Genomic DNA, 19,842 nt, shown 5'->3' with positions numbered 1-19,842 from the left:
CTATTTCCATAGAACAACCTTTCTGCCAAATCAGCAAGCCCTCACTGATCGGCCAGCAACCGATCCATCAGCCGGTCCGCCGCCTGCGGGATGACGGTCCCCGGCGGGAAGATTTCCGCCGCCCCCGCCTTCAGCACCGCGTCATAGTCCTGCGGCGGGATGACGCCGCCGGCGACGATCAGCATGTCGCCATGGCCGAGCTTCTTCAGCGCTTCCTTGAGCTCGGGGATCAGCGTCAGGTGCCCGGCCGCCAGCGACGACGCGCCGATGATATCGACATCGTGCTGCACTGCCAGCTTCGCGATCTCGTCCGGCGTCTGGAACATCGGCCCTACGGTGACGTCGAAGCCGAGATCGGCAAAGGCGCTGGCGATCACCTTCTGGCCGCGGTCGTGGCCGTCCTGTCCCATCTTGGCGACCAGGATGCGTGGCCTGGCGCCGGACTTCTTCTCGAACGCTTCGATCTTTTCCTTGAGCCGGTCGACCGCCGGATTGTCGCCAAGCGCGTCGCGATAGACGCCGGAGATGGTCTGCACCGTGGCCGCGTGGCGGCCGAACACCTTCTCCAGCGCCAGCGAGATCTCGCCGACGGTGGCATTGGCGCGCGCGGCGCGGATCGCAAATTCGAGCAGGTTCTCGTCGCCTTCGGCCGCGCGGGTAAGCGCCGCCAGCGCATCCTCGAGTGCCGCGACGTCGCGCGTGCCCTTCAGCCGCTGCAGCTTCGCCAACTGCCTGGCCTTCACCTCGGCATTGTCGATCTTCAGCACATCGACCTCGATATCGGCTTCCGGGCGATGCGCATTGACGCCGACCAGCACCTGCTCGCCGGAATCGATGCGCGCCTGCGTGCGCGCGGCAGCCTCCTCGATGCGCAGCTTCGGAATGCCTTTCTCGATCGCCGCCGCCATGCCGCCGAGGTTTTCGACCTCCTCGATATGGGCGAGCGCGCGGGCCGCCAGATCGTGCGTCAGGCGCTCGACATAGGCCGAGCCGCCCCACGGGTCGATCATGCGCGTGGTGCCGGATTCCTTCTGCAGGATGAGCTGCGTGTTGCGGGCGATCCGCGCCGAATGGTCGGTCGGCAGCGCCATCGCCTCGTCGAAGGAATTGGTGTGCAGCGACTGTGTATGCCCCTGCGTCGCCGCCATCGCCTCGATCATCGTGCGGGTGATGTTGTTGTAGGGGTCCTGCGCAGTCAGCGACCAGCCGGACGTCTGGCAATGGGTGCGCAGCGACAGCGAGCGCTCGTCCTTCGGCGCAAAATTCTTCTTCATCAGGCTCGACCACAAAAGCCGCGCGGCCCTGAGCTTGGCGACCTCCATGAAGAAGTTCATGCCGATCGCCCAGAAGAAGGAAAGCCGCGGCGCGAAGCGGTCGATGTCGAGGCCGGCGGCAACCCCGGCGCGCGCATATTCGATGCCGTCGGCGATCGTGTAGGCGAGTTCGAGGTCGGCCGTCGCGCCGGCTTCCTGCATGTGATAGCCGGAGATCGAGATCGAGTTGAACTTCGGCATATGCTGCGAGGTGTAGGCGAAGATGTCCGACACGATCCGCATCGATGGCTTCGGCGGATAGATGTAGGTGTTGCGGACCATGAACTCCTTCAGAATGTCGTTCTGAATGGTTCCGGCCAGATCCTTCTCGGCGACGCCCTGTTCCTCCGCCGCCACGATGTACAACGCCATGATCGGCAGCACCGCGCCGTTCATCGTCATCGACACGGTCATCTCGTTGAGCGGAATGCCGTCGAAGAGCTGCCGCATATCGAGGATGGAATCGATCGCCACGCCGGCCATGCCGACATCGCCGGCGACGCGCGGATGGTCGCTGTCATAGCCGCGATGGGTGGCGAGGTCGAAGGCGACCGAGAGGCCCTTCTGCCCGGCGGCGAGGTTGCGCCGGTAGAAGGCGTTGGATTCCTCGGCCGTCGAGAAGCCGGCATATTGCCGGATCGTCCAGGGCTGCTGGACATACATGGTCAGGTAGGGGCCGCGCACGAAAGGCGGCAGGCCGGGATAGGTGTCGAGGCTGGCGAGGCCCTTGAGGTCGCCTTGGCCGTAGAGGTGCCTGACGGCGATGCCTTCCGGCGTCATCCGCTGGCCCTTGAGCTCGACCGTCGCGCGGCGCGGCGCCGACCAGCCGATCTGGCTGAAATCCGGGATCACGATCCGGCTCCGATCGACTGGTCGATGCGCACCGGAAACAGCGGCTCGCACACGGCAACGCCTTCCGTCAGCGCCGGCCGGCGCTCGGCCGTCAATGTCTCGACCGGGCGTTCGCCAGTGGTGCGGTAAAGGGTCGTGCCGATGATGCCGCGTTCGCCTGCCCTGTAGGCTGCATTGCGCTTCGCGGCGGCGGTCTGCACCCGGTTCTGGATGTAGCCCTGCTGCAGGCTGTTGAGCACCCCGCCTTCGGCCTCGATGCGCCGGAACTCTTCCCAGGCCGCCGCGCAAAGCTCGTCGGTCAGCGCCTCGACCGCGCCGGAACCGCTGGCCGGATCGGCGACATGATGGAGATGGCTTTCATGCGCCATGACCAACTGCGCATTGCGGGCGACCCGCCGAGCGAAGCCGGCCGGCAGCCCGTGTGGGATGGTGTGCGGCAGGATGGAGATGGAATCGGCGCCGCCAGTCGCCGCGGCGAAGGCGGCGATCGCGGTGCGCAGGATGTTGGTTTCCGGGTCGGCGATCGTCATCATGCGATAGGAGGTCTCGGCGTGGACGTTTGCCGTCGAGCCGGGGATCGAGCAGGTTTCCTGGATCCGCGCCCAGAGTTTGCGTAACGCCCGCACCTTGGCGATCGACAGGAACTGGTCCTGGTCGACGCTGAGCGCGAAGCCGATATAGGGCGCGGCATAGACCAGCGGCTGTCGCGCCTTCTCGAACATCCTGAGATAGGAGACGGCGGACGCCATCATCGTGCCGAGCTCCTGCGCCTCGGTGGCGCCGGCATTGTGGAAGACGCGGCCATCGGCTTCGAGCAGCGCGCCCGGCACACCCATCGAGAAGAAATGCGCCAGCGACTGCGGCATCGATTCCTGCAGCGCCTCGATCGAGGTGCGCAGCCGCCCGGTTCCGGCGAAGATCGCCGCCGGGTCGATGCCGAAGGAAAGGTTGAGCTTCGTCGGATCAGAGCGGCGTTTGCTCAAGAAAGCGAGCAGCCAGTCGGCCACGGCGCGGCTCCAGGGATGCGCGTCGATGCGCACCTGCACGCGGTTGAGCGGCACGCCGTCGAGCACCGTTTCCAGCGCCTCCGCGGTGCGCGGAAGACCGTAGCCGAAGGCGTTCGGCGCGCCCTCGAAAACCAGCGACAGGCCGGTCGCCCCCTGCGCTATATCCTCCAGCGCCTGGGCGCTGGCGCGGGCGATGTCGGGATCGTCGACGCGCTGGCTGACGATCCATGGCGACTTCGGATTGGTACGCACCAGCGGCTCGGCGGTCGTCGAGCGTTCGCTGAGCGGCTCGATGCGGATGCCGTCATCGGTGTGCGAAACGAGCTTCTCCTCGAAGGAGCCGCCGGCAAGCGCTTTTTCCGCCAGCGCCAGCCAGCGCTTGGCGTCCGGTTTCGGAAGGTCGACATCCCTGGTCAAGGCGCCGGCGCCCATCGCACTCCTCGTCTCTTGCCGCATCGGCCGCCAGTCTAAAGCATGTCTCCCGAAAGTGGGAACCGGTTTCGGGAAAAAGACATGCGTAAAATCAAAAACCTAAAGCGCACGAGCGAATCTGAAAGATCGCGACGCGCTTTAAGGTCCTCGGACGGATATCACAATGCGACATCCGCCGCGGTCGCCTCGGCGGCCGCTAACCGATTGCCAAACATGCTCAAAATCCGCAAGCTTCGAAAGCTCGATTTCGATGGTGGCCCAAATTCGATCATGGCATTGTCGCTCGACGATAGCGTTACTATACCTCGAATGAGGCTCGGCTTTTTCGGCGGAACAGATTGCGGAGACCGGACATATGGCTGACGACACCAGCATCTTTATCGGCGCCAGCCGCAAGCCCGACGATTCCTATCAGCGCGCCGAGGAGCTGCTGCTGCGCTACGGCAATCGCCACGGATTGATCACCGGCGCCACCGGCACCGGCAAGACGGTCAGCCTGCAGGTCCTGGCCGAAGGCTTTTCCAACGCCGGCGTGCCGGTCTTCTGCGCCGATATCAAGGGTGATCTCTCCGGTATCGCCATGATGGGCGAGGCCAAGGATTTCCTGGTCAAGCGCGCCGGGCAGGTGAAGCTCGATCCTTACCAGTTCCAGGAATTCCCGGTCATCTTCTGGGACCTGTTCGGCGAGCAGGGCCACCCGATCCGCGCCACCATCTCGGAAATGGGGCCGCTGCTCATGTCGCGGCTGATGAACCTCACGGAAGCGCAGGAAGGTGTGATGAACATCGCCTTCCGCATCGCCGACGAAGAGGGCCTGCTGCTGCTCGATCTCAAGGATCTGCAGGCGCTGCTCGCCAACATGGCCGATCGCGCCGACCAGCTCAGCGCGCGCTATGGCAATGTCACCAAACCGTCCGTCGGCGCCATCCAGCGCACGCTCCTGGTGCTGGAGAGCCAAGGCGCCGCGAACTTCTTCGGCGAGCCGGCGCTGCGCATCGCCGACATCATGCGCACCACCCGCGACGGCCGCGGCGCTGTCAGCGTGCTTGCCGCCGACAAGCTGATGATGAACCCCAGGCTCTACGCCACTTTCCTGCTCTGGCTGATGTCGGAGCTGTTCGAGGAATTGCCCGAGGTCGGCGATCTCGAACGGCCGAAGCTGGTCTTCTTCTTCGACGAGGCGCATCTGTTGTTTGAGGACGCGCCGAAGGTGCTGATCGACCGCGTCGAGCAGGTGGTGCGGCTGATCCGTTCCAAGGGCGTCGGCGTCTATTTCGTCACCCAGAACCCGCTGGATATCCCTGAAAAGGTTCTGGCCCAGCTCGGCAACCGCGTCCAGCACGCGCTGCGCGCCTATACGCCGCGCGAGCAGCAGGCGGTGCGCACGGCTGCCGAGACCTTCCGGCCCAATCCCGATTTCGACTGCGCCACCGCGATCACCCAGCTTGCCACCGGCGAGGCGCTGGTCTCGATGCTTGAGGACAAGGGCGTGCCGGCCATGGTCCAGCGCACCTTGATCCGGCCGCCATCCTCGCGGCTCGGCCCGATCACCCCGGACGAGCGCCGCAAGATCATCGCCGAGAGCCCCGTCGCCGGCCAATACGACCAGGCGGTCGATCGCGAATCGGCCTTCGAGATGCTGCAGAAGAAGACCAAGGAGGCGCAGGAGGCCGAGGCGCAGGCGCAGCAGCAGAACAGCGGCGGCTCGCGCTGGACCATTCCGGGCTTCGACGATGTTTTGGGGACGAGCGGCAGGCGGTCTTCCAATCGCCAGACGGTGGCCGAGGCCGCGATCAAGTCGGTGGTGCGCTCGGTCGGCTCGTCCGTCGGCCGCGCCATCGTGCGCGGCATCCTGGGCAGCCTGGCCAGGGGGCGGTAGGAGTATCGGAGCCAAGCGGGCCTTGCCCTAAAGCATGTCTCCCGAAAGTGGGAACCGGTTTCGGGACAAAGACATGCGCAAAATCAAAAACCTAAAGCGCACGGAGCGAATCTGAAAGATCGCGACGCGCTTTAGTCGCCGCCGCCGGGATTACGGCTTGACCCAGGAACCGGCACTTTCATCACCGGTACCGATGAAGACCTCCGACTTCGGATCGATGACCGGGGCGGGAACGATCTCCATTGTCGCCGGCTGCGTGGCAGGGCGAGCGGGACTCGCGGCGGCTTGCGCCGGCGTGGCGGAGGTCGCCGGGATGAATGACCTGATCGTCGTGACCGAGCCCAACACGGTCAGGATCGCCGCCATCGTCATTAGGTGTCGCTTCGTCATTGAAACCTCCTTTTGTGAAGCGATGACCACGATGACGTTGTGGCGCTGCAGAACGATTTCACCTTCGCGAAATCGCGTTACATCCGTAATGCGATGCAACGGGGCATGGGCAAGTCGTCGAGGTTAGCAGCGGCTTCGCAGAAAACGACATAGGCGTGCTCGCCGCGTTGCGCGAATCTCTGTATGGAACTGCATCGCGTCGGAGGTTGGCCTCGTTACCTCGCGACGATCAAATGTTACCCCACGACAACCAGACCGCATCAGCGGCTTCTAAACTTTTCGCGAGGGAACTTTTTCCCGGCGGAACCGCAATTTCGTGAAATACCGGCCGCCTCAAATCATGGCCTTTGACATGCTGTTGCCGGGGGGCAAATGCGATAACGCCGACACCATGCGATCACGAACCATTGCGGCCGGGGAACCGAAAGCACCCTCTAAGGTTGAGCCAAGTCCGTGGGGGCAGGAGTCCGAATTGCGGCGCGATGATGATCTGCCGGCCTGGGTTTCGGAAATCCCTGCTGAGAGACGGCCCCAACTGAACGCGAAAGGCGGGCTGTCGATCAGTTGCACCCGGCTGGTGCAGCAATTCTTGAGCAAGAACTTTTCGCGAAAGCTTTCGCTGGCGGAGATGGCGGCGATATGCGAGCTGTCCCCCTATCATTTCGCCCGCGCTTTTTCCAAGACGTTCGGAGTGTCGCCGCATCAATACGTCCTCAATCTTCGCCTGGACTTTGCCGAAAAGCTACTTGCCGACAGGCGCATGTCGATCACGGACATTGCCGATCTGAGCGGGTTCTCGAGCCAGAGCCACTTCACCACCACGATGAAGAAATATCGCAACGTGACCCCGCAGCAGGTGCGGGCGAGGCAGGTTCGATCGCGGGCTAGTGAGTAAGGCGATGGCTAATTGCCTAATTTATCGGCAGGTTTATTTATGGGTCGGCTTATAAAAGGTATAACTAAAGTAATTTTGCGTTAACCCATGGATAGACTGCTGTATATTTTCAGATAAACAGCAATTTGTTGAAATACGCGATTCTGAAAACATGTCTTTCTCCAGCAAGTCCGGCTAATCCGGATTCTGAGGCGGCTGAGGGGACATGAGCGACGATACGGCCATCGGTCGAAGCCTTTCCGAGGAAATCGGCTACTGGCTGGAGTCGGCCTCGAGGACGCTCGAGAAACGCTACGGCAATGGCGTGCCGCTCGCCAAGCAGGACATCCTGCTCGCTCACTACCTCTACGGCCTCACCGCCGTGGTTCGCGCGGGCGATGCGCCTGCCGTCCATCTGGCGGCGGTGCGGTCCTATCTCGGCCGGCTCATTCCGGACGAACGGGTCGCAAGAGCGCTCCAGTCTGTGCCGGAGGAGGGGGACTCCTGGCTTGAAAATACACTCGATCGCGTCGAGGCGATCGGTGAAAAGCAGGGCCACGCGCTGCTGGCGCGCGGCATCGATGTCGTTATTCCATTTTCGAGCAGACACGCTTCGGCGGCAGGGTCGGCGGAACCTGTCGCGATCGAGCGCGACCTACCAAAGGAGGCACTCCCGCAATGAACTTCAGGCAAGGACGAACCATCCGGCTCGGGGCGGCCCGCTTCGCTGAAAACTGGGTTTCCGGCGCTGCCGGCAGCCGCTCGCTCCGTCGCCGCCTCATGGCGGCGCTGCGCAACGCGCATCGCGTGCTCGGCCTGAAGCGCAACCGGCTGGGGCACGGGATGCTCGGCGCCGGCGCAAGCCTCGCCAGCCTCGTATCGGCGGCATTAGTATTCACGACGCCGGCGCATGCGCAATATGCCGCGGGCGGCGGGTCGGCGACAGTTTCTAACTCCATAGCGATCGGAAATAGCGCCTCCGCCACCAATGTCTGGTCGATAGCGCTCGGCACCCAGACCGTTTCCTCGGCCCAATACTCGGTCGCCATCGGCCTGAACGCGTCGGCCACGGGCACTGGCGGGGCGATGGCGCTGGGCATGGGCACGGTCTCGAGCGGAGTCAATTCGGTCGCGCTCGGCGTCGACGCCAGTGCCACCGGCGCCGGCGCCAGCGCCCTGGGCACCTTCTCAGTTGCTTCAGGAGGAAACGCCACCGCGGTCGGCGTCAGTTCCACGGCGAGCAACAACTATGCATTCGCCGGAGGCTGGGCGTCCAAAGCCAGCGGGCTGCGCAGCCTCGCACTTGGAACTTCAGTGGTTTCGTCGGGGGTGGATTCCATTGCCCAAGGCACTTCCGCCAACGCGAGTAACCAGAATGCCATCGCGATCGGCTTCCAGTCGGTCGCGTCCGATATCAATTCCATCAATATCGGCGCACGCACTGTCGCGGGAACGGGTGCCCTTGCCCAGGGCGCCATCGCCCTTGGCACGGATGTGATGGCATCTCAACAAAACACCGTTGCCATAGGCATCCTAACCAAAGCAACCGGCACGAGCGCCACGGCGATGGGCAACACCGCCAGCGCCTGGGGTAATCAGTCCATCGCATTCGGCGTCGGCGCGCAGGCAGGCGTTCAGGCGAACACGGCCTTGCCCAACAGCATCGCGATCGGCACCAATTCGCTCTCTTCCGGCGCTTTCGCCGTCGCGATGGGCGCCACCTCAGTTGCGAGCGGCGCCGCCAGCACGGCGATTGGCAACACGGCCGTTGCCAGCGGTGCAAACTCCTCTTCGTTCGGGTCTGGAGCGAATGCGACGGCAGACAATTCCCTTGCTGCCGGCGTCAGCGCCAGCGCCAGCGGAATCGCCAGTACCGCACTCGGCATCGGCGCCAATGCGTCGGCGGCGAGCGCCATCGCCGTCGGCAACAATGCCAAGGCCAGTTCCGCCAATGCGGTCGCCATGGGCACCAACGCGGTGGCGACCGGCGGCCAGGCGGTCTCCATCGGCGCGAACAACACGGCCTATGGCGACGGCGCGGTCTCCATCGGCGATCCGAGCTATGCCAGCGGCACCGGCGCCTTCACCGGCGGCGCGCCAACAACATCGCCAACAGCGACGGCACGGCGAGCGCCACCGCCGCCAACCAGGCAGCAGGTGCTGTCGCGATCGGCAACAACAACAAGGCGATCGGACAGGGCTCCGTGGCGCTGGGCAACGGCTCCACCGCGGGCGCTGCCGGCTTCGTCGGCAATGTCGCGCTGGGCAATGGCGCGACCGCGACGGCAAGCTCCGGCGATGTCGCGCTGGGCTCGGGCTCGGTGACCGACGTGGCCGTCGGCACCGGCGGCACGACGATCGGCGGCGTCGCCTATACGTTCGCGGGCACGACGCCGACGTCGACCGTCAGCATCGGCGCGCCGGGTGCGGAGCGGACCCTTACCAACCTCGCGGCAGGCCGGCTCAGCAACGCCTCGACCGACGCCGTCAACGGCTCGCAGCTCTATGCGACCAGTCAGCAGGTGACGCAGAACACAACCGACATCGCCAACCTCGGAAACACCGTCACCAACATCAACAGCGGCGCGGGCATCAAGTATTTTCACGCAAATTCGGCGCTGGCGGATTCTCAGGCGCTCGGCACCGATTCGGTCGCGATCGGCCCGAATGCCGTCGCCAACAATGCAGGCGACGTTGCGATCGGCCTGAATTCGGTGTCGGGCACTACGACCGCGGTCGGCGGCACGACGATCGGCGGCGTGAACTACACCTTCGCCGGAACCACCCCGGCCGGTGCCTTCTCGGTCGGCTCGCTGGGCGCGGAGCGCCAGATACAGAACGTCGCGGCCGGGCAGTTGAGCGGTTCCTCGACCGACGCGGTGAACGGCTCGCAGCTCTTCGCCACCAACCAGCAGGTGACGCAGAACACGACCGACATCGCCGCCAACACCGCCGACATCACCACTCTTGGCAACACGATCAACAATTTTGCCGGCGACACTTCGACCGCCTACACCGACGCCAACGGCGACGGCATCCGCTACGTGCGCACCAACGACAGCACGCTGCCGGTCACCGACGCCTTCGCGCAAGGGGTGGGCTCCTCCGCGCTCGGCTATCAGGCAACGGCGTCCGCCGGCGATTCGCTGGCGCTCGGCCGGGGCACCCAGGCCACGATCCTTGGCGGCGTTGCGCTCGGCGCCGGCTCGGTCTCGGATCGCGCGGTAGCACCGGTATCAGGATCGATCCTCTCCGGCACCGGCCTCATTCCTTACAACACCACTGACATGACGCTCCTCGGCGCCGTCTCGGTGGGCACCCCCACCGCCTACCGCCAGATCATCAATGTGGCCGACGGCACGCAGGATCAGGACGCCGTCACGCTTCGCCAGCTGAAGGGCGCGCTGAGCTCCTTCGCGGTGACTGGGACCATGTACTTCCACGCCAATTCGACGGCCTCGGACTCGCTGGCGGTCGGCGCAGAGTCGGTCGCGATCGGGCCGCGCACCACGGTCAACGGCGACAACGGCATCGGCATGGGCAACGGCGCCATCGTCCAGCAGACCGCGCCCGGCGGCATCGCCATCGGCCAGACGGCGACCGTCAACCAGGCCGACAGCATCGCCCTCGGCACCAACTCGACCGCCAACGGTGCTCAATCCATGGCGCTCGGCGCCGGCGCCACCGCCAACGAGCCGGGCAGCGTCGCGCTCGGCGCGGGCTCGACGACGGCGGCTGCGGTCGCCACCACCGGCACGACGATTAACGGCGTCGCCTACACGTTTGCCGGAACAACTCCGACGAGCACGGTGAGCGTCGGCAGCGCCGGCAACGAGCGCACCGTCACCAATGTCGCGGCGGGCCGGATCAGCGACACCTCGACGGACGCCATCAACGGCAGCCAGCTCTATGCGACCAACCAGGCCGTCGAAGCCATGCAGGGGAGCGTCGGCGATCTCAACGAGTTCGCGATCCAGTATGACAAGAATGGGGACGGCTCGAAGTCGAACTCGGTGACGCTTGTCGGCGGCGACGTGAATGCGCCTGTCGTCATCCACAATGTCGGCGCCGGCACCGCCGACACCGATGCGGTCAACGTCAAGCAGCTCAATGACGGGCTGGCGCTCAACCTGACGGACTCCAAGACCTACACCAACCAGGTGGCGGCCACGACGCTCCAGCAGGCCAATGCCTATGCCGACTCCAAGCTCAGCCAGCTCAACATGGACATGGGCGAGGTTCGGGGCGAGGCGCGCCAGGCGGCCGCGATCGGCCTGGCCGCCGCTTCGCTGCGCTACGACGACCGTCCGGGCAAGCTCAGCGTCGCGGCCGGCGGCGGCTATTGGCGCGGCGAGGGAGCCGTCGCGTTCGGCGCCGGCTACACCAGCGAGGACGGCAGAGCCCGGGCAAATGTGTCCGGCACGACGGCGGGTGGCCACTGGGGCGTCGGCGCGGGCGTCAGCTTTACCATCAACTAGAGCATGATCCCGGAAAGTGTGTAGCGGTTTGCGGAAAGATCATGCGCAAACAAGAAGTCCGTTCATGACCAGGTACGTGGTCTCTGCCATCGCGATGACCTTGACCTGCCTGCTCCTGTCCGGCCCGCGCGCGGTTGGACAGGAGGCGGTCCCGTCTGCCTATAGGATAAAGCCTCCGGAAGTCGCGGTGCCTGCGAACGTGAAGCTTGGCCAATATCAACGGACCACGCGTCCGTTCGAGAACTGGACGCTGATCTGCGATGAGAACCTGCAGGCCAGGAAGAAAGTGTGCAACATCAGCCAGTCCTTCATCGACCAGGGCCAGGCGCTGATCTTCAGCTGGTCGCTGGCGGCCGACGAGAAGGGCAAGCCCTTCATGATATTGCGAACCCCCAGCCAGACTGGCGCGGGCAGCAAGCTTTCGCTGAAATTTGCCGGCCGCAAACAGCCGGTGGACGTTCAGCTGCAGGGCTGCGACGCGTCGGTCTGTGTCGGCTATGTGCCCGTGGGTCCCGTGCTGCGCGGAGAGATCGGCAAAGAGACCACCGTCCAGGTTTCCTATTCCCTGCCGTCGGGAGCGACCGTCAGTCTCGATGCGCCGTTCAAGGGGCTCAAGACCGCGCTGTCGGCCATCAACTAGAAAGACTTGAGAGATGACACGCCAATCCATCGAGGACAGAATCCTGACGCGCTCCCAGCCCGTTCCGCTGCCGGAGCCGCCGGCAAGCCCGCCGCCGGGGCGTTCGTCCATCGGTCGGCTGGTGCGAAACACGGCGCTGCTCGGCGCGTTCGCCGTGCTGGTCGCGGCGGCGGTCGTCCTGTCGTTCCGCTTCTCACCCGCGCTCGGGACGCTCGTCGCTGGCACGGCATCGGCACAGGCGCAAGCGCCTGCCGCCCAAGGCAAGCCCACAGAAGCCAAGCCCGCGCCGGCGGATGGCGCGGCGAGCAAGAACCCGTTTCAGGCGCATGTGAGCCAGGCAGGCGTCCGCACCTGCGCCAATCTCTTTGCCACGCTCGGACAGGCTCTGACCGCGGGATCGACCTATGCGGTGCAGACGCAGTGGGACAACACGTCGCCCGATACGCATGCCGTGCAGGCAGTCGCCGGGATGAGCTATGACCTGCCGGACTATAAGACGCAGGCAGCCGGCGTCGTCTTTGCCTCGCCCGTCGGCCAGACCTGCGAGGGCGGCTTCGTGCGGGTGGCGCCTTTCCAGAAGTCTTGCCAGGAAGTCGCTGGAACGCTCCCGAAGGGCAGCGTCCTGGCGGACAATCTTTCGAACACGATGCTCTTCAACCTGGCCAACAATGGCGGCCAGGCCCTTTTGGTCCCCACCGGCAACACCTGCATCGTGGTCTCGGTCGCCCGCATGGGCGGCTAGAGCCGCGGTGGATTGTCGAATAGCTACAACCTGGAGCACGAAAATGCTGATCAATCACCGCCTTTCGTTTCCGCTGCTTGCGGCCTTGGTTGGGCTTACGATTGCGGGCCATGCGGCGGACTTGGTGGCGCCGCAGCCGGCGCCGACAGGCGAGGAAAAGGGCATCTGGGGCGCGATCGCCTATTCGCCGGGCGACGGTCGGCACGGCTTCTTCTGGGGCGCTGACAAGCGACAGGAAGCGGAGGACATCGCGCTCAAGCATTGCGAGAATGCCGATGGCGCCGGCTGCAGGGTGGTCGAGGTGTTCCGAAACCATCGCCATTGGGACGATGATGATGGCAGCGGCTTTCCCTATGAGCATTGCGCGGCCCTATCGGTCGGCAAGAGCCATGGCGCGGCAACCCCGTTCTGGGGCGCCGCGTCGGCCACGACCCGCCGGGAAGCAGAGGACAAGGCCACGGCGCAATGCGGAGGCGAGGGGAAGCAGTGCAAGATCCGCGAATGGGTCTGCACCTGACAACGGACGCCCATCCGCCCCGATAGATCCGTCTGAGGGGATCGTTCAAGGCAGCCGCTCTCGCGCCTGCGACTGCCGCGCTTGATCCGCGCTCCAGGCGCTGATCGACTGGACGGCGCCCAGCCACAGCAAAGGCACGATTTCGATGACCACCCGATGCTCCACCAGGCGCCCGAACAGCACGGTGGACAAGAGAAACGGTATGCCGAACCACAGCAGCGTCCGTTTCAGCACCGGGTCGAGATACCGGTGCAGCAGCAGAATGGGCAGGTAGAGACCGGCGCCGAAACGGGCGAGATAGGTCAACAGATAGAGGGGATTGGTGAACAGCCAGAGATTGTCCGTCAGATGGATCTCGTAATTGGTCCCCGGGATGCTGGCATAGGGATTGGGGAGACCCGGAACGAACCATCTGATGGCGGCCTGGATCACGACGAAAATGATCAGCTGCGCCGCCAGCACGGTCGCAATTGTGCGGCGCTCGAGCACCCCCCAGCACACGGCAAGGAAGGCCGGCAGCAAGAACATGGTGGTCTCGCGGTTCACGGTGGCAAGCGCGAACAGGCCGAGATAGGCCATCAACCTGCCCGTTTCGGGTGCCTGGACGAAGCGTGCGAGACAGAGCACGAGCGCCAGCGTGAAGACCGCCGCCGGCAGGTCGTAGACATAGCGGAAAAACGGCACCGTCTGCCATTTCCCCAATTCAAGGACGCCGGCGTCGACCCCCAATATCGAGTGGACTTCAAGGTCGGGCACGATCAGATGCAGCGCGACCGGAACCGTGATCGTCAGCGCCAGAATCCCGCTGACGAGATCCGATGTCTCGATGCGGAGCACCCGAAGCGCTTGACGCGCCACGACGACCAGCAGCATCCAGGCGGCGACTTCGGCGGCGGCGAACAAGAGGTCCACGTCGAACCAGGGCGTGACCCGCATGATTGCGTGGACGATAAGCGGCAGCAGCACCCGGCCTTGAAATGGCGCCGCGGCGATGAAGTCGGCCATTAGAGCCGGACTGGCGATCCACCAGACGGTCGTCGAAGCATAGTGGAACGTGGTGAGCAGGACCGCATAGCACAGCAACGCTACGAACCACGCCAGCCGCATGACGCGGGTACTGGTGCCGATCGACGCGTTTGTTGAGACTGCCAGGACCACGGGCACCTCCGGGATTTGTCGATTGTTTGGCCCGCCCACGGAAATCAGCCCGATTTTCACCAACCCCTATCGCGAGGGTGGGTTCAATCACTCATCTGGACCAAGAGTCGCATTCTGTGAGGGAGAAGAGGCCGCTGTACGAAACTGAAGGAGCTAGGGCCCCGCACAATTTCTCAAGGCAGCGCCGAGGCGGCCTGCCGATTATCTCTCGCATGTGCTTCGTTCCACAGTTGCTCACAGCTTCCACGCAGAAAAAAATCGATAATAATCAATGATTTATGTACTATTGCCACCTAAAATTCAGGATTGAAGTGGTCTCACTCGATGCTGTCGCAATTCCGCCATCTGATCACAATATGTGACAATCCGACTTGGGTCGTGACCAACAAAGGGGCGTTGCGTGGGGCGGGTTTTTTGGCTCGTTTTCTTGAATCTGTCGTGTCTGGGCATTCTATTAAATCTTCCTCCAGCTGATCCGCGTGGCCCCACGCTAGCGGCGTCTGCCGGGCCGATTCAGCCGCCGGCTACGTCGCCGGAAGAGGCCTCGAAAGCTCCCGCCGCAGTCGGTTCGGCCAAAGAGGACGTCATGCCTTTGCGCGTGCTCGGCACCGAGATGATGAATCAGGTGACCGGCAAGAATTCCCGGAACGATACGGCTGCGCGCTGGGGCGTCTACGGGACCGACCTCGGTCACATGTTCTGGCACCGGGACCAGCTCTATATGGTCTTCGGCGACACTTTCGGGCGAGGTGGCTTCGGCGGCAGCAATTGGCGCAGCAACGTCATGGCCCGGATTGCCGATCCGGACCCGCGCCACGGCTTTCCGTTCGAATCCATGGTCACTGGGCCGGACGGCGCAGCGAAAGAGCTGATCCGCTCCCGCAAGATCGACGGCGACGAGAAAACCGTCATCCCGACCCAGGGCATCTCGCTTGGGGGGCGCATATATCTCCACTACATGTCCGTCAGGCATTGGGGTTTGACGGGCGGCAACTGGACGGTCGGCCATTCGGGCCTCGCCTATTCCGATGACGACGGACAGACATGGGCGGCGCCGGCAGGCGCGACATGGCGCGAGCCCTGCGGTTTCGAGCAGGTTGCCTTCGTCATGGCGGACGGCTTTCTCTACAGCTTCGGCATCCCTGAAGGGCGCTTCGGCGGCGTGCGGCTGCGCCGGGTCGCGCGCGAGCATATCCTCACGCCCGATGCCTATGAATACTGGGACGGCACCAAGTGGGGGGCCGATGCCAAATCCGCGGCCATGGTCGTGCCCGCCCCGGCGGGCGAGCTCTCCGTCGCCTGGAGCGAGCCTCATCGCCGCTGGCTGATGATGTATCTCGATGAAACCCGGCGAGCCGTGGTGCTGCGCACCGCCCCGGCGCTGACCGGCCCCTGGAGCGACGCCCAGGCGGTGGTGACGGCGGATCAATATCCGGGCCTCTATGCGCCCTACATCGTGCCGGGAACGGAGATCGATGGCGATCTCTACTACACGATGTCCCAATGGGGGCCCTATAACGTCTTCCTGATGCACACGAGCCTCGAGCCGGCCGCCCCGGCTGTCGTCTCGGACGACGGTCCGGTCGCGCCGGTGGGCGCCCCGGTGACACCGGTCAGTTCAGCGAACTGACCGGTGTGCCCGCTCCTTGTGGACTTTTGCGCGCGACGCGGACGGTGCGGCGGTAAGGTTCCTGGCCGCGTGACCTTCTTCGCACGGTGAAGTCTGTCCGGTTCACGAATGTGTTAGGACGGGCAGCGCGGCGTGTGGATCCTCGGTAACAGAGCATATCAACTTATTAAAATCGATAACTTTTCCGGCCTGAACCATGGGGCGCGCCCAGGCTTGGGTGGTCGGCCGATGACCGGGCGCTAGATGTAAAGCCGGAACCGGACCGCGGCGGGCGGCATTCAGTATCGTCGCTTGTTGTCCACGCCGGATTGTCAAGCTCTTGGGATCGGGGGGCAGCGAGGATCGCTGTGGACGATCCAGGAGACATCGTAAACGGACGAACCGTCCTTGCGCTCTCCCTGGTCAAGCCATCCTCAAATTAAGGAGGCCAAGGTATGAGGAGGTTCATCGCCTCGATCTGCTTCGTGTTGGCACTGACCGTTCCGACAGTTGCTTTCGCCTATGTCGGACCGGGAGCAGGCCTGGGTCTGCTAGGCGCCCTCTGGGCGCTCATCGCCGCGCTGGCCACGGCTCTTTCGTTCATCGTCGCCTGGCCGTTTCGCAAGGCGTTGAAGCGCAGGCGTGCATCGCGCGGGATGGAGCCGGCTGAAAAGCGCGCCGATCCCGCCCACCGGCCCGCTCACCGGAATGAACGCGAAGGCTCGCGCGACGAAACCGGTCGCTGAGGCGGTCCGATGGGTCTCCTGAACATGCCCTCGCCGGTCCTCTCGGCGCTGGACAATTGGCTGACGCCCTTCCTGCCGTCATCGGCCAGGCTGGTGCTCTGGGCAGCGCTTGGGGCTTTTCTTTGCATGGAGCTATATCGGGTTCTCTCGCCGCAAAAGCGTATTGCGGAGATCAAGCTGGCTTATGCGCGGACACAGCAGAGCGTCGCCGACTTCGAAGGCGAGTTCCAGGAAGCCTGGCCCCTTCTTCGCCGGATGCTGGCGCTGGCGCTGCGACGCGTGGCGCTGGTGTTTCCGGCAACCATCGCCGCTTCGCTGCCTTTGCTGCTCATCGTCGTCTGGCTCGACAGCCGCTACGGTGACGTCTACCCGCCGCCGGACGCCTCGGTTGGCGTCAAGGTGTCCGGCGACTTCAAGGGACGCTGGGTGAACGGCAGCAATGGCGTGCCGCACGCGCAGATCGTCGACCGGGCAGGCTCGGCAATCGCCGACGTGCCGGTGACACAGGCGGTTTCGGTCATCCAGAAATGGCGCTGGTGGAACGTGCTGATCGGCAATCCCGCCGGCTATCTGCCGGACGACTTGCCGTTCGACAGGATCGATCTGGGGCTGCCGCGGCAGCAGGTTCTTGGCGTCGGTCCTGCCTGGCTGCGCGGCTGGGAAGGCATCTTCTTCGCGGCGACGATCCTCGTTGCCCTGATGCTCAAGAGCGTGCGCGGCATCGCATGACCGGGACCAGGCGCACGACCAAGCGACGCGGCCGGGCGGCGAGCCTGGAAGTCGATGCCTGGACGGACGCGATCGGCCGGCTCCTGGAGCGCTTTCCGCGTTTCTGGATCAAGGTGGGGAACTGGGAAACGCGGCTGCTTGCCGAGCAGCTCGATCATACCAGCGTGAGCCGGCCGATCTATATTGCCGGCCTTGCCCGATCGGGCAGCACCATCCTGCTCGAATTGCTTGCCAGCCATCCCGACACGGCGAGCCATCGCTATCGCGATTTTCCCCTGGTGCCTGCGCTTATGGCGTGGAACTGGTTCGTCGACCGCGCCGGGCGCACGGAGCAGCTTGCCGTCGAGCGTGCGCATCGCGACCGCATCAAGGTGACGCCGGAGAGCCCCGAGGCCTTGGAGGAGATCGTCTGGATGGCGTTCTTCTCGAAGCTGCACGATCCGTCGACGAATGCGGTCCTGGACGAAGCTGCGCGCCATCCCTGCTTCGAAGCCTTTTACCGGGATCATATCCGCAAGCTGCTCCTGCTGCGCGACGCCAGCCGCTATCTCGCCAAGGGCAACTACAATGTCACGCGCTTGCGCTATCTGAGGAAACTGTTTCCCGACGCCCGCTTCATCGTGCCCATCCGCGACCCGACCTGGCACATCGCATCGCTGATGAAGCAGCACAGGCTTTTTTCCGACGCGGAGGGCAAGGACCGGCGGGTTGTCAGCCACATGCGGCGCAGCGGACATTTCGAGTTCGGATTGAACCGTGTACCGGTCAATGTCGATGGCAGCAGGACGTCCGGCGAGATCGTCAGGCTCTGGAAAAGCGGCAGGGATGTCGCGGGATGGGCGGCCTACTGGGCCTCGGTCTACGGCTATGTGGCGGCGGTGCTGGATGATCCGGCCATGGCCGGGAGCATTCTCGTCGTCCGCTACGAGGATCTTTGCAGCGATCCCGCCGCAACGCTCTCGACGATACTCGACCACTGCGAGCTTGATGACCGCGGGCTTGCGCAGGCGGCGCGAGCGACCGTCAGCTTCCCGGCCTATTACGAACCATCGTTCACACAAGCCGAGCGCAACGAGATCCGCAGCCGCACGGCGGCAGTGGCTGGGCGCTTCGGATATGGATAAGCGCAAGGGAATGCCGATGGAGAAAATCGGATCCACACTCTTCGTGTTGATGATCGCCTTCCTCGCCTTCGTGGCGGGGGCGATGGCGGTCTTCGGCCGGGTATATCCGTCGGAATTTCTTCGCGACGCCTATCGGGCTGGCGAAGCCCTGGTCCTGCAGCGGCAAATCATCGAAAATCCCGTTCTGGCCAATCTTTACCAGCCGGCCCGCACCCCGGCCCGCGGCGTCACCATCTATGACCCGAAGCGTGCCGCACCTGGATACACGCTCTACACGTCCGGAGACGACAATGTGGCGCGTCTCATCGCGATGGACGGGCGCGTGGTGCACGAGTGGCGACGCCCGTTCAGCGACGTCGCCAAGAACGGCGCATTCGGCAGGAAGGCGCAGCCCGATTCGCTCGTCTATATGGACAGGGCCGTCGTCTTTCCGAACGGCGATCTTCTGGTCATCTATATTTCGTCCGCCGATACCCCCTGGGGCTACGGCATGGTCAAGCTCGACAAGGATTCCAATGTGATCTGGAGCTACCTTGCTCCCGTCCATCACGACCTTGCCGTCGCGCCGGACAATCGCATCTACACGCTCGCCAACGAATTCGACTTCAACCCAGTTGGAGCAGCACCGCAGCTCGACCGCCCCCACCTCAAGGATTTCGTGGTCGTTCTCTCGCCGGACGGAAAGGAGATCCGGAAAGTATCGCTGACGGACGCCTTCCTGCGCTCACCCTATTTCTCGCTTATGGCGATCCTTCCCTATTTCGCTCTCGCCGATCCGCTCCATCCCAACACGGTCGAATATGTCGACGCCGACAAGGCGAAGAACTTTCCGTTCGCCGAGCAGGGCGACGTGCTGGTTTCCTTCCGCGACATGTCGCTCATCGCGGTCCTTTCCATGAAGACCGGCGAGATCACATGGGCGACGCGCGGCCCGTGGCTCGGACAGCACGACCCGAGGATCCTGCCGAACGGCGATATTCTGCTTTTCGACAATCTCGGCGGCATCAGGCACGGCAACAATTCAAGGGTGATCGAGTACGACCCGCGCACATCGAGCGTGAAATGGAGCTATGCTGGCAGCGCCCAGCATCCGTTCTCCAGCGCGCTGCGCTCCGATGCCCAGCGCCTTGGCAATGGCAACACGCTGATCACCGAATCCGACGGCGGCCGCATTTTCGAAGTGACACCCGCGGGTGATCTCGTCTGGGAGTTCGTCAATCCGATCCGTCGAGGCCTCCAGGACGAGCTTATTCCGATCGTCAACGGCGGCGAGCGGATCGATCCCGCGATGTTCGAGCCCGCGTTTCGCAAAACGCTCGAAGAGGAACCGCGCCAGGCATCACGCTAAGGTC

The 19,842-nt window shown here is 64.2% G+C and carries 17 protein-coding genes and 1 pseudogene; 14 read left to right on the top strand and 4 right to left on the bottom strand.

Annotation, left to right across the window (positions count from 1 at the left end):
- Positions 1 to 41 precede the first annotated feature (41 nt).
- Together scpA and ABID26_RS02960 are read right to left on the bottom strand one after the other, a co-directional pair.
- A complete protein-coding gene (gene scpA, locus ABID26_RS02965) occupies positions 42 to 2,165 on the bottom strand; it encodes a methylmalonyl-CoA mutase (protein WP_292298121.1) in 2,124 nt (707 codons plus the stop codon).
- The gene (locus tag ABID26_RS02960; RefSeq protein ID WP_292298122.1) at positions 2,162 to 3,604 is read right to left on the bottom strand and encodes a methylmalonyl-CoA mutase subunit beta; all 1,443 of its coding nucleotides are present in this window, start codon (positions 3,602 to 3,604) and stop codon (positions 2,162 to 2,164) included. The genes scpA and ABID26_RS02960 overlap by 4 nt, the downstream gene beginning before the upstream one ends.
- An 81-nt stretch (positions 3,605 to 3,685) precedes the next feature.
- On the opposite strand from ABID26_RS02960, the gene ABID26_RS02955 reads away from it, so the two are divergent.
- Together ABID26_RS02955 and ABID26_RS02950 are read left to right on the top strand one after the other, a co-directional pair.
- The gene (locus tag ABID26_RS02955) at positions 3,686 to 3,967 is read left to right on the top strand and encodes a hypothetical protein (protein WP_354413707.1); all 282 of its coding nucleotides are present in this window, start codon (positions 3,686 to 3,688) and stop codon (positions 3,965 to 3,967) included.
- The gene (locus ABID26_RS02950; protein WP_292298123.1) at positions 3,960 to 5,483 is read left to right on the top strand and encodes a helicase HerA-like C-terminal domain-containing protein; all 1,524 of its coding nucleotides are present in this window, start codon (positions 3,960 to 3,962) and stop codon (positions 5,481 to 5,483) included. Before ABID26_RS02955 ends, ABID26_RS02950 begins: the two co-directional genes overlap by 8 nt.
- Before the next feature lie 150 nt (positions 5,484 to 5,633).
- Here ABID26_RS02950 and ABID26_RS02945 read toward each other — a convergent pair whose 3' ends face one another.
- Positions 5,634 to 5,873, bottom strand: a complete 240-nt coding sequence (locus tag ABID26_RS02945; RefSeq protein WP_126101314.1) for a hypothetical protein — start codon at positions 5,871 to 5,873, stop codon at positions 5,634 to 5,636.
- A gap of 316 nt (positions 5,874 to 6,189) precedes the next feature.
- Between ABID26_RS02945 and ABID26_RS02940 the strand changes: the two genes are divergently transcribed.
- The 7 genes and pseudogenes from ABID26_RS02940 to ABID26_RS02915 all read left to right on the top strand — a co-directional run bounded on the left by ABID26_RS02940 (position 6,190) and on the right by ABID26_RS02915 (position 13,124).
- Positions 6,190 to 6,768: an AraC family transcriptional regulator gene (locus ABID26_RS02940; RefSeq protein ID WP_292298124.1), complete on the top strand. Its 579-nt coding sequence runs from the start codon at positions 6,190 to 6,192 to the stop codon at positions 6,766 to 6,768.
- 205 nt (positions 6,769 to 6,973) lie between these two features.
- Positions 6,974 to 7,429 (top strand): hypothetical protein, encoded by a 456-nt coding sequence (locus tag ABID26_RS02935; RefSeq protein ID WP_354413704.1) that lies wholly within the window; start codon positions 6,974 to 6,976, stop codon positions 7,427 to 7,429.
- Positions 7,426 to 11,063, top strand: a pseudogene (locus ABID26_RS02930) (beta strand repeat-containing protein); the annotation flags it as partial. The gene ABID26_RS02935 and the pseudogene ABID26_RS02930, both read left to right, overlap by 4 nt.
- Positions 11,037 to 11,225, top strand: coding sequence for a YadA-like family protein (locus ABID26_RS37060; RefSeq protein ID WP_435528543.1), 189 nt, complete (start codon positions 11,037 to 11,039; stop codon positions 11,223 to 11,225). The pseudogene ABID26_RS02930 and the gene ABID26_RS37060, both read left to right, overlap by 27 nt.
- Before the next feature lie 64 nt (positions 11,226 to 11,289).
- Positions 11,290 to 11,865: an invasion associated locus B family protein gene (locus ABID26_RS02925; protein WP_292298127.1), complete on the top strand. Its 576-nt coding sequence runs from the start codon at positions 11,290 to 11,292 to the stop codon at positions 11,863 to 11,865.
- 13 nt (positions 11,866 to 11,878) lie between these two features.
- Positions 11,879 to 12,607, top strand: a complete 729-nt coding sequence (locus ABID26_RS02920) for a hypothetical protein (protein WP_292298128.1) — start codon at positions 11,879 to 11,881, stop codon at positions 12,605 to 12,607.
- Positions 12,608 to 12,650: 43 nt separating this feature from the next.
- Positions 12,651 to 13,124, top strand: coding sequence for a DUF4189 domain-containing protein (locus ABID26_RS02915; protein ID WP_292298129.1), 474 nt, complete (start codon positions 12,651 to 12,653; stop codon positions 13,122 to 13,124).
- 45 nt (positions 13,125 to 13,169) lie between these two features.
- On the opposite strand, the gene ABID26_RS02910 is transcribed toward ABID26_RS02915, so the two are convergent.
- Complete coding sequence (locus ABID26_RS02910; protein WP_292298130.1) at positions 13,170 to 14,282, bottom strand: hypothetical protein; 1,113 nt, start codon at positions 14,280 to 14,282, stop codon at positions 13,170 to 13,172.
- Between the two features lie 586 nt (positions 14,283 to 14,868).
- Here ABID26_RS02910 and ABID26_RS02905 point away from each other — a divergent pair.
- The 5 genes from ABID26_RS02905 to ABID26_RS02885 all read left to right on the top strand — a co-directional run bounded on the left by ABID26_RS02905 (position 14,869) and on the right by ABID26_RS02885 (position 19,838).
- On the top strand, positions 14,869 to 15,912 hold the full coding sequence (locus tag ABID26_RS02905) for a DUF4185 domain-containing protein (RefSeq protein ID WP_292298131.1): 1,044 nt from the start codon (positions 14,869 to 14,871) through the stop codon (positions 15,910 to 15,912).
- Positions 15,913 to 16,346: 434 nt separating this feature from the next.
- Positions 16,347 to 16,637 carry a hypothetical protein gene (locus tag ABID26_RS02900; RefSeq protein ID WP_292298132.1) on the top strand — a complete coding sequence of 97 codons (291 nt, stop codon included), beginning with the start codon at positions 16,347 to 16,349 and terminating at the stop codon, positions 16,635 to 16,637.
- Between the two features lie 9 nt (positions 16,638 to 16,646).
- Positions 16,647 to 17,366, top strand: coding sequence for a hypothetical protein (locus ABID26_RS02895; RefSeq protein ID WP_292298133.1), 720 nt, complete (start codon positions 16,647 to 16,649; stop codon positions 17,364 to 17,366).
- The gene (locus ABID26_RS02890; RefSeq protein WP_126101304.1) at positions 17,363 to 18,490 is read left to right on the top strand and encodes a sulfotransferase family protein; all 1,128 of its coding nucleotides are present in this window, start codon (positions 17,363 to 17,365) and stop codon (positions 18,488 to 18,490) included. The genes ABID26_RS02895 and ABID26_RS02890 overlap by 4 nt, the downstream gene beginning before the upstream one ends.
- 16 nt (positions 18,491 to 18,506) lie before the next feature.
- Positions 18,507 to 19,838: an arylsulfotransferase family protein gene (locus ABID26_RS02885; protein WP_189521301.1), complete on the top strand. Its 1,332-nt coding sequence runs from the start codon at positions 18,507 to 18,509 to the stop codon at positions 19,836 to 19,838.
- Positions 19,839 to 19,842: the final 4 nt, after the last annotated feature.

The sequence above is a fragment of the Mesorhizobium shonense genome (assembly GCF_040545255.1).
Classification (GTDB): domain Bacteria; phylum Pseudomonadota; class Alphaproteobacteria; order Rhizobiales; family Rhizobiaceae; genus Mesorhizobium; species Mesorhizobium shonense.
Note: the sequence above shows the minus strand (reverse complement) of the source record. Positions and strands in the feature narration are given on the sequence as shown.